At 51.9% G+C, this 7,449-nt stretch carries 7 protein-coding genes; 5 read left to right on the forward strand and 2 right to left on the reverse strand.

Annotation, left to right across the window (positions count from 1 at the left end; translation table 11 throughout):
* Positions 1-96 precede the first annotated feature (96 nt).
* The 4 genes from PFRI_RS14210 to PFRI_RS14225 are packed head-to-tail and all read left to right on the forward strand — an operon-like array spanning position 97 to position 3,979.
* Positions 97-831: an ABC transporter ATP-binding protein gene (locus tag PFRI_RS14210; RefSeq protein ID WP_072631366.1), complete on the forward strand. Its 735-nt coding sequence runs from the start codon at positions 97-99 to the stop codon at positions 829-831.
* On the forward strand, positions 828-1,742 hold the full coding sequence (locus tag PFRI_RS14215) for a branched-chain amino acid ABC transporter permease (RefSeq protein WP_072631367.1): 915 nt from the start codon (positions 828-830) through the stop codon (positions 1,740-1,742). Before PFRI_RS14210 ends, PFRI_RS14215 begins: the two co-directional genes overlap by 4 nt.
* 4 nt (positions 1,743-1,746) lie before the next feature.
* Positions 1,747-2,775 (forward strand): branched-chain amino acid ABC transporter permease, encoded by a 1,029-nt coding sequence (locus PFRI_RS14220; RefSeq protein ID WP_072631368.1) that lies wholly within the window; start codon positions 1,747-1,749, stop codon positions 2,773-2,775.
* Between the two features lie 37 nt (positions 2,776-2,812).
* A complete protein-coding gene (locus PFRI_RS14225; RefSeq protein WP_072631369.1) occupies positions 2,813-3,979 on the forward strand; it encodes an ABC transporter substrate-binding protein in 1,167 nt (388 codons plus the stop codon).
* 62 nt (positions 3,980-4,041) lie between these two features.
* On the opposite strand, the gene PFRI_RS14230 is transcribed toward PFRI_RS14225, so the two are convergent.
* Together PFRI_RS14230 and PFRI_RS14235 are read right to left on the reverse strand one after the other, a co-directional pair.
* Positions 4,042-5,136 carry a CaiB/BaiF CoA transferase family protein gene (locus tag PFRI_RS14230; RefSeq protein WP_072631370.1) on the reverse strand — a complete coding sequence of 365 codons (1,095 nt, stop codon included), beginning with the start codon at positions 5,134-5,136 and terminating at the stop codon, positions 4,042-4,044.
* A 10-nt stretch (positions 5,137-5,146) separates the two neighbouring features.
* Entirely contained in the window at positions 5,147-6,355 is a 1,209-nt protein-coding gene (locus PFRI_RS14235) for an acyl-CoA dehydrogenase (RefSeq protein WP_072631371.1), read from the reverse strand.
* A gap of 92 nt (positions 6,356-6,447) precedes the next feature.
* Here PFRI_RS14235 and PFRI_RS14240 point away from each other — a divergent pair, with 92 nt between their 5' ends.
* Positions 6,448-7,347, forward strand: a complete 900-nt coding sequence (locus tag PFRI_RS14240; RefSeq protein WP_072631372.1) for a LysR substrate-binding domain-containing protein — start codon at positions 6,448-6,450, stop codon at positions 7,345-7,347.
* Positions 7,348-7,449: the final 102 nt, after the last annotated feature.

Raw genomic sequence — 7,449 nt, forward strand, 5'->3', positions numbered from 1 at the left:
AGGTAAGACGATCGAAGAGGGCGACAAAGACGCGATCCTTGGCAGCCAAGCCGTGCGAGAAGCCTACCTCGGCGCTGAACATACGGAGGGTACGTGATGTCTAAGTTAGGCGTTTTCGATGTCGCGGTGCGTTACGGCAAAGTGCCGGCACTGTCGGATGTTTCCTTCACAGTGGAAGAGGGAGAGCGACTGTTCATCTCCGGCCCCAATGGCGCTGGAAAATCCTCGCTGTTAAAAGCAATTTGCGGTGCCGCGCCAACGTCGCATGGCCGCATCGAAGTGGATGGGGATGTGCTAAATGGGCGCTCACCTGAGGCGATTGCGCGTTTGGGCCTAACGATGGTGCCAGAAGGCCGTGAGATTTTCGGAACTCTGTCAGTTGAAGAGAACTTACGCGTCGGCACAGGCATTCGTCGCGATAAATCCGCAATTGAGACGGATATTGCGGAGGTGTACCAGAGCTTCCCGATCCTTGGCGAAAGACGTCACTCCAACGCGGGCGCACTATCTGGTGGGCAGCAACAAATGCTCGCCATTGGGCGCGGTCTATTAACCAATCCCAAGCTGATGCTGGTGGATGAACCTTCGCTTGGGCTAGCCCCGAACATCGTCGATCAAGTCTACGAAACGCTTGTGAATCTGCAAAAAGATCGCGGCCTGACACTTATCATCGTCGAACAGAGCTCAGCGCGCGCCGCCCGCGTAGGGGGGCGGATGGTTCTTCTACGCGGTGGCAAAGTCGTTGGTGACGGTGATGCTGCAAAATTCGCGGAAAGTGATCTGCTGAACGAAGCCTATTTCGGGCAAGATAATTCAAAGGAAACAGCATGAACGCTATTCCACAGCTTTTCTTTGATGCTATGAGCTTAGGCGGAATCTACGCCATGGCTGCGCTAGGGATCGCGTTGATTTTCGGGGTTATGAATCTCGTGAATTTCGCCCATGGCGAATATATCGCCTTTTGCGTATTCGCGCTGATTGTCCCTTCAACAGACGCTGTTGCAGTGATGTTCATAGGTAAAGCGCCCGCGATTTTGCTCATTCCTATGTTGCTATCGATAGGTGCCTTGGTTGCCGTTGCGTCGGAATTTTTCGTGTTCCGGCACATGCGTAATTCGACCCCTGTTGCGATGATGATCTCCTCCTTTGCGCTTGGGTTTGTGATCCAGAACACGTTGTTGCTTGTCTACAGCAGCCGCCCTAAAGCTGTTAGCCTTTGGCCCGAGTTGAACAAACCTGTCAGTATCGTTGGTGCATCGATCCCGCTTTTACAAATTATCGTCATTGTGACGACCTTGATCGTCGTTGTTGCGTTGGCTCTGCTCTTAAAACGCACACGGATCGGGTTGGAAATGCGTGCTGCCGCAGAGAATTTCACGATGGCTAGATTGCTCGGTGTTCGCGCGAACGTTGTGATTACAGGGGCCTTTGCGTTGTCGGGTGCTTTGGCAGCGGCTGTCGCGCTGATCATGGTCACGCAGACGGGTGTCGCGGATGTGCGCATGGGCGGGCAAATCATGTTGGTTGCCTTCATCGCCACAGTGATTGGGGGCTTGGGTAGCTTGCCGGGGGCAGTTGCCGCAGGCTTCTTAATCGGGGCGGCTTCGGTCATTTTGCAAGGGTTTCTTCCGCTTGAAGCGCGCCCCTTTAGGGATGCGTTCCTCTATACGCTTGTGATCGCCGTTTTGTTGCTGAAACCCGATGGACTGTTCGCGCCGCGTTCGTCCAAGCCGAGGGTGTAAGAACATGGCACAAACACACAAACAAAAACGCCTCAGCGCTTGGTCTACACCCATTCTGTTGATCGCAATATTGATCGTTTTCACTTTCTTGGTCACGCTGTTTGGAGATAAATCTTTAGCCCGCATGGCGGCGCAAACCTTGATCCGTGTGACCTTTGTTGTTGGATTGTGGATATTCGTGGGTAACTCCGGTGTGGTTAGCTTCGGTCATGCCGCCTACATGGCCATCGGAGCTTATTGCTCTGCTTGGTTGACACTGCGCCCTCAGATGAAAGGGCTTTTCCTGCCCGACCTTTGGCCGTTCTTGGCCAATGCAGAATGGCATGTGTTTCCAGCTGCGGTCGTGTCTGGACTATTGGCAGCAATTGTTGCGCTCATCTCGGGAGCCGCAATTTTGCGATTAACCGGTATCGCTGCGTCCATAGCGACGTTTGCGTTCCTCGCGATTGTTTACACCATCTATTCAAGTTGGGAAGGCGTGACAGGGGCGACGTCGTCTGTCGTCGGGCTTACGCGCTATGCGGATCAATGGGTCACTTTGGCGTGGGCATCAGCAACGGTTCTCGCCGCTGCATGTTACGCAAACTCAAGTTCAGGTCTCGCCTTGCGCGCTACGCGCGAAGATGAAGTTGCTGCCGATGCGAGTGGCATAAACATGTATCGCCACCGCCTTATCGCCCTCGTGGTCTCCGCCTTTTTCACAGGTGTCGCAGGCGCATTGTTTGGACATTCGCTCGGCGTTCTAAACCCCAACTCGTTCTATCTAGGCGTAACATTCATCACTCTCGCAATGTTGGTTGTCGGCGGCATTGGTAGCCTAACTGGCGCTGTTACAGGTGTGCTGGTCCTGTCTATTATCATTGAAGCGCTCGTGCGCGCAGAACGTGGTGTCGCGTTCGGTGAAACGACATTTGCCCTGCCAACAGGTGCTCAGGAAATCATCATCGGGATCATCATGATCCTTGTTCTCATTCTGCGACCTGCTGGACTAACCGGCGGGCGCGAACTGCGTCTCCGACTGGGGAAACGCTGACTTCAATACCAAAAAACTGCACAACAAGGAGACCACAATGAAACACTTTATCACAGCAACGCTTCTGATGGGACTTGCGACGCCTGTGTTTGCCGATGACATTACAATTGGTTTTGCAATTGCGAAATCAGGTTGGGTCGAAGCTTATGACGCACCAGCCGTTGCCGCTGCGCGCATTCGCATTGATGAGATCAATGCTGCTGGTGGCCTGATGGGCAAACAGCTCAAGTGGATCGAGGCAGATACCAAGAGTGACCAAGCGCAATCTGCAAGCGCTGGTCTTCAGATGGTTGACGATGGTGCGGACATGTTGATTGTGTCTTGCGATTATGACTTTGGCGCACCTGCTGCATTGGCGGCTGAAAGTGCAGGATTGAATTCATTCTTCCTTTGCGCGGAAGATATTAAGGCTGGCATTCAAGGCGTTGGCCCAAATAGTTTCTCAGCCTCTATTCTTGCTGCTGTCCAAGGCGCGACGATGGCTGAGTGGGCTGTAAAAGAGCGCGAGGCCATGACAGGCTACGTGCTGCTTGATACGACAATCGAATACAACAAAGGCATCTGCACAGGTTACGACTGGATGTTCCCGAAAGCGGGCGGCGAAATTGTTGGTCGTGATACGTTCCTCAATGGTGATGCTTCTATTGCCAGCCAAATCACTCGGATCAAAAGTCTCGACAAAGAGCCTGATGTGATCATGTTGTGTTCCTACATCCCAGGCGCAGCTTCTGCTGTGCGTCAGATCCGAGCGGCGGGTATCAATTCCACAATCCTGAACGGCTCTGCGGTTGATGGGTCTTACTGGCTCGATGCAGCCCCCGATTTGTCGAACTTCATCGTTCCGGTTCAAGGCTCGATCTATGGCGATGACACGCGCCCTGCGGTTAACGAATTCCGAGATGCATTTGAAGCGGCAACGGGCGCAGGTCCATCCAGCACCTACGCTTACCCCGGTTACCTGTTGATCGACCTTTGGGCAAAAGCGGTAGAGCGTGCCGGCACAGTTGAAGCCTCTGCGGTGACTGCTGAGCTTGAAAAGATGAGCAATGAGCCGACGGCCTTTGGTCCACGCAGCTTTTCTAGTGAAATTCACCACCAAAACACAGCTGAGATGCAGATCATTGAGATCACGAATGGCAAGCCAGCGGTTACTGGCAGCTTCACGATCAGTGAGCCCGTACCATTGGCTGTTCTTCTGAAGTAATTTCAGCCATCGCTAACAAAAGTCTAAGGTGTCCCGATGGCGGGGCACCTTTTTTTCGCGACCTAGCGTGGGACGCTGCGCTTAAGTTTTAACTCGGCATCGGAAAAGATAATTGGCGTGCGGACGCCTTTGACGCCCTCGGGATCAATCACAAGCCCGCGCGCGATAGCATGCTCGCTCGTCAAATTTTCTCCAACCGAATTGATTGGTCCTGCAGGAACCATGTTCGATGACATTTCAGCCAAGAGATCTTCTGAAGGCCAAGTCAAAACTGCCTTTGCAAGGGTCTTCATTAGCTCTTTACGGTGTTTGACACGCTGCTGATTGGATTCAAACTGCGGATCTTTTGCAAGCCACGAAAGGCCAAGAACGTCGCAGCACCGCTGGAACTGTCCGTCATTGCCAACAGCTAGAATGATATGTCCATCAGCGGTCTCAAAAACATCATAAGGACAGATATTAGGATGTGCGTTTCCGGCGCGAGTAGGTGATTGACCTGTTGCAAGATAATTCATGTTCTGATTGGCCATCATAGCTGTCGCGCAATCTAGCAACGACATGTCAATGTGTTGACCTTTACCGGTCGTATGGCGCTGCTGCACGGCGGATAGAATTCCGATGGTGCCATAAAGGCCAGTCACGATATCGGTTACTGCGACGCCTACCTTCTGTGGTGAGCTACCGGGCTCTCCTGTTACAGACATTAAGCCGGACATTCCTTGCAACAGAAAATCATAACCGGGCCTGTGTGAAAGTGGACCGCTCTGCCCAAAACCCGTCACCGAGCAGTAGATCAAGCGCGGGTTCAGGGCACGGAGACTTTCGAAATCCAATTCGTATTTTGCCAATCCGCCTACTTTGAAATTCTCGATAAAAATGTCGGCCTCTGCGACAAGGGCTTTGACGGCGGCAATTCCTTCGGGGGTTTTGAGATCAGCACGCAGCCCTGTTTTCCCTCGATTGCAGCCGTAAAAATAGGCGGCTGAGGTGACGCCATTGTGCTCCATGAATGGCGGTCCCCAGGTTCGTGTGTCGTCGCCGTCGGGGCTTTCGACTTTCGTCACTTCCGCCCCGAGATCAGCAAGTGTCTGCCCGATCCAGGGTCCGGCCAAAATACGTGCAAGTTCGACTACTTTCAGGCCTTCAAGCGGTGACATGTTTCAGCTCCTAAAAAAACGCCTGCAAGCCAGTAATTGAACGGCCGATAATCAGTGCATGAATGTCATGCGTTCCCTCATAAGTGTTCACGGTTTCCAAGTTCATCATGTGACGCATAATCTGGAACTCGTCAGAGATCCCGTTACCACCATGCATATCCCGTGACACACGCGCGATATCCAATGACTTGCCACAGTTGTTACGCTTGATGATCGAAATCATCTCGGGAGCTGCTTGTGCCTCATCCATTAAGCGTCCAACTCGAAGGCTGGCCTGTAAACCAAGACTAATCTCGGTCAACATGTTGGCCAATTTGAGCTGGTGTAGTTGAGTTTGCGCCAAGGGTTTTCCAAATTGCTTGCGATCCAGTCCGTATTGACGAGCCGCTTCCATACAGAACTCAGCTGCACCGAGCACGCCCCAACTGATCCCGTACCGTGCGCGGTTCAAACAGCCAAACGGCCCTTTGAGACCTTCGACATTCGGCAAAAGGGCATCTTCTCCGACTTCGACGTTCTCCATAACGATCTCACCGGTAATGCTTGCGCGCAGAGAAAGCTTGCCGCCGATCTTAGGTGCGGACAGGCCCTTCATCCCCTTGTCCAAAATAAAGCCTCGGATCTTGCCGCCATGCGCCTCCGATTTTGCCCAAACAACAAAAACATCGGCGATAGGGCTATTCGAAATCCACATCTTTGATCCGGAAATTGTATAGCCATTTGCCGATTTTTTCGCCGTAGTCTTCATCCCAGATGGATCACTGCCCGCATCTGGTTCGGTTAAGCCGAAGCAGCCGATCCACTCTCCACTGGCCAGCTTGGGCAGATATTTTTGACGCTGTCCTTCAGAGCCATAAGCGTAGATCGGATACATCACGAGCGAACTTTGCACCGACATCATCGAGCGGTATCCACTATCAACCCGTTCCACTTCGCGCGCGACAAGACCATAAGACACATAGGACCCACCGATACCGCCATATTCTTCAGGAATAGTGACGCCAAGAAGTCCCATTTCTCCCATTTCGCGAAAGATCTTTGCGTCACTGTGCTCTTCGCGAAAAGCGTCGATCACCCTTGGCTGCAATTTGTCTTGGGCATAAGCATTTGCCGCATCCCGCAACATGCGCTCTTCCTCAGACAACTGCGCTTCTAGTTGGAAGGGGTCTTCATAATTGAAGCGGTTAAGATCGGGGTTGTCTTTAGCTTTCAGCATCATTTCAAAGTCCTTTTGGCTTGATGTCTGCTAGCAAATTCACCCGATAATAGATAACAATAGAATATTCATACTTCATGAGTTTTGGGAATATTATGGTTTACCGTCCTAGTTACACGCCTAGTGTTCAAGAGCTTCGTGCATTGGTGTTTTGCGGAGACCTTGGATCAGTGTCCCGTGCTGCCCAAGAGCTTAACTTGACACAAAGTGCAGTTAGTCGTTCAATCCGCGCGTTAGAAGATAGGCTGGGCGTGAAGCTTTTTCACCGCGTGCGCAAACGATTGCTGCTGTCAGACGCGGGACGTGCGATGGTGCACGACTCGCGTGAGATTCTCGAAGCCCTTGACCGATCTGCGAAGATGGCCATGGCCTTCAGTGAAGGCGGCGATGTGCTCCGTTTAGCGGTGCTTCCGACGTTTGCGGCTACATGGCTGATCCCAAGGTTGCCAGAATTTCTTAAGATGCATCCAGATGTGTCGATTGATCTCGCCTCGGCGTTGCATCCTGTAGATTTTGATCGAAGCCCTTTTGATGCGGCAATTCAAAGGGCCGTAATGGCACGAAGCGATACTGACGTTTTTCCCCTGTTGGATGAATCGCTCATAGTAGTTGCTGCGCCTAGCTTTATCGCGCGCGGACAAACTTTATCGAGTGAAGAGTTACTATCCTATCCACTTATTCAATTGACCACACGGTCCGAGCTTTGGAATGAATGGTTTTCACAAACAGGGACTACTCCAATAAAGCGCTTTCAGGGTCCACAGATGCAACATTTTGACATGGTGCTCTCAGCTGCTGAAGCAGGATTAGGGATTGCTTTGTTGCCTGAGATTTTCGCAGAGCAAGCGATTATGTCGGGATCATTGCACAAAGTGAGCCTAAAGACACTTAGCGGTCCGACACCATACGCTTTGATCCGCCCTAGATCACGCGAAGTAAACGCAACCATGGATGCTTTCGAAGCTTGGGTACATTCTGCAGCTCGGCATAGTTAAGATAAAGCGAGGACTGATTTTACTAAGAAGCCAGTTGGTTTTATACCGCTGCTACCCCAAAACCCGAATTTTTTCATGGGTTATGACGCGGAAATTGTCTGA

Source organism: Planktotalea frisia (assembly GCF_001890925.1).
Taxonomy (GTDB): Bacteria; Pseudomonadota; Alphaproteobacteria; order Rhodobacterales; family Rhodobacteraceae; genus Planktotalea; species Planktotalea frisia.

Coding starts and splice junctions, on each gene's coding strand:
- PFRI_RS14225 (WP_072631369.1), top strand. CDS start 2,813: ATGAAACACTTTATCACAGCAACGCTTCTGATGGGACTTGCGACGCCT.
- PFRI_RS14230 (WP_072631370.1), bottom strand. CDS start 5,136: ATGTCACCGCTTGAAGGCCTGAAAGTAGTCGAACTTGCACGTATTTTG.
- PFRI_RS14220 (WP_072631368.1), top strand. CDS start 1,747: ATGGCACAAACACACAAACAAAAACGCCTCAGCGCTTGGTCTACACCC.
- PFRI_RS14235 (WP_072631371.1), bottom strand. CDS start 6,355: ATGATGCTGAAAGCTAAAGACAACCCCGATCTTAACCGCTTCAATTAT.
- PFRI_RS14210 (WP_072631366.1), top strand. CDS start 97: ATGTCTAAGTTAGGCGTTTTCGATGTCGCGGTGCGTTACGGCAAAGTG.
- PFRI_RS14240 (WP_072631372.1), top strand. CDS start 6,448: ATGGTTTACCGTCCTAGTTACACGCCTAGTGTTCAAGAGCTTCGTGCA.
- PFRI_RS14215 (WP_072631367.1), top strand. CDS start 828: ATGAACGCTATTCCACAGCTTTTCTTTGATGCTATGAGCTTAGGCGGA.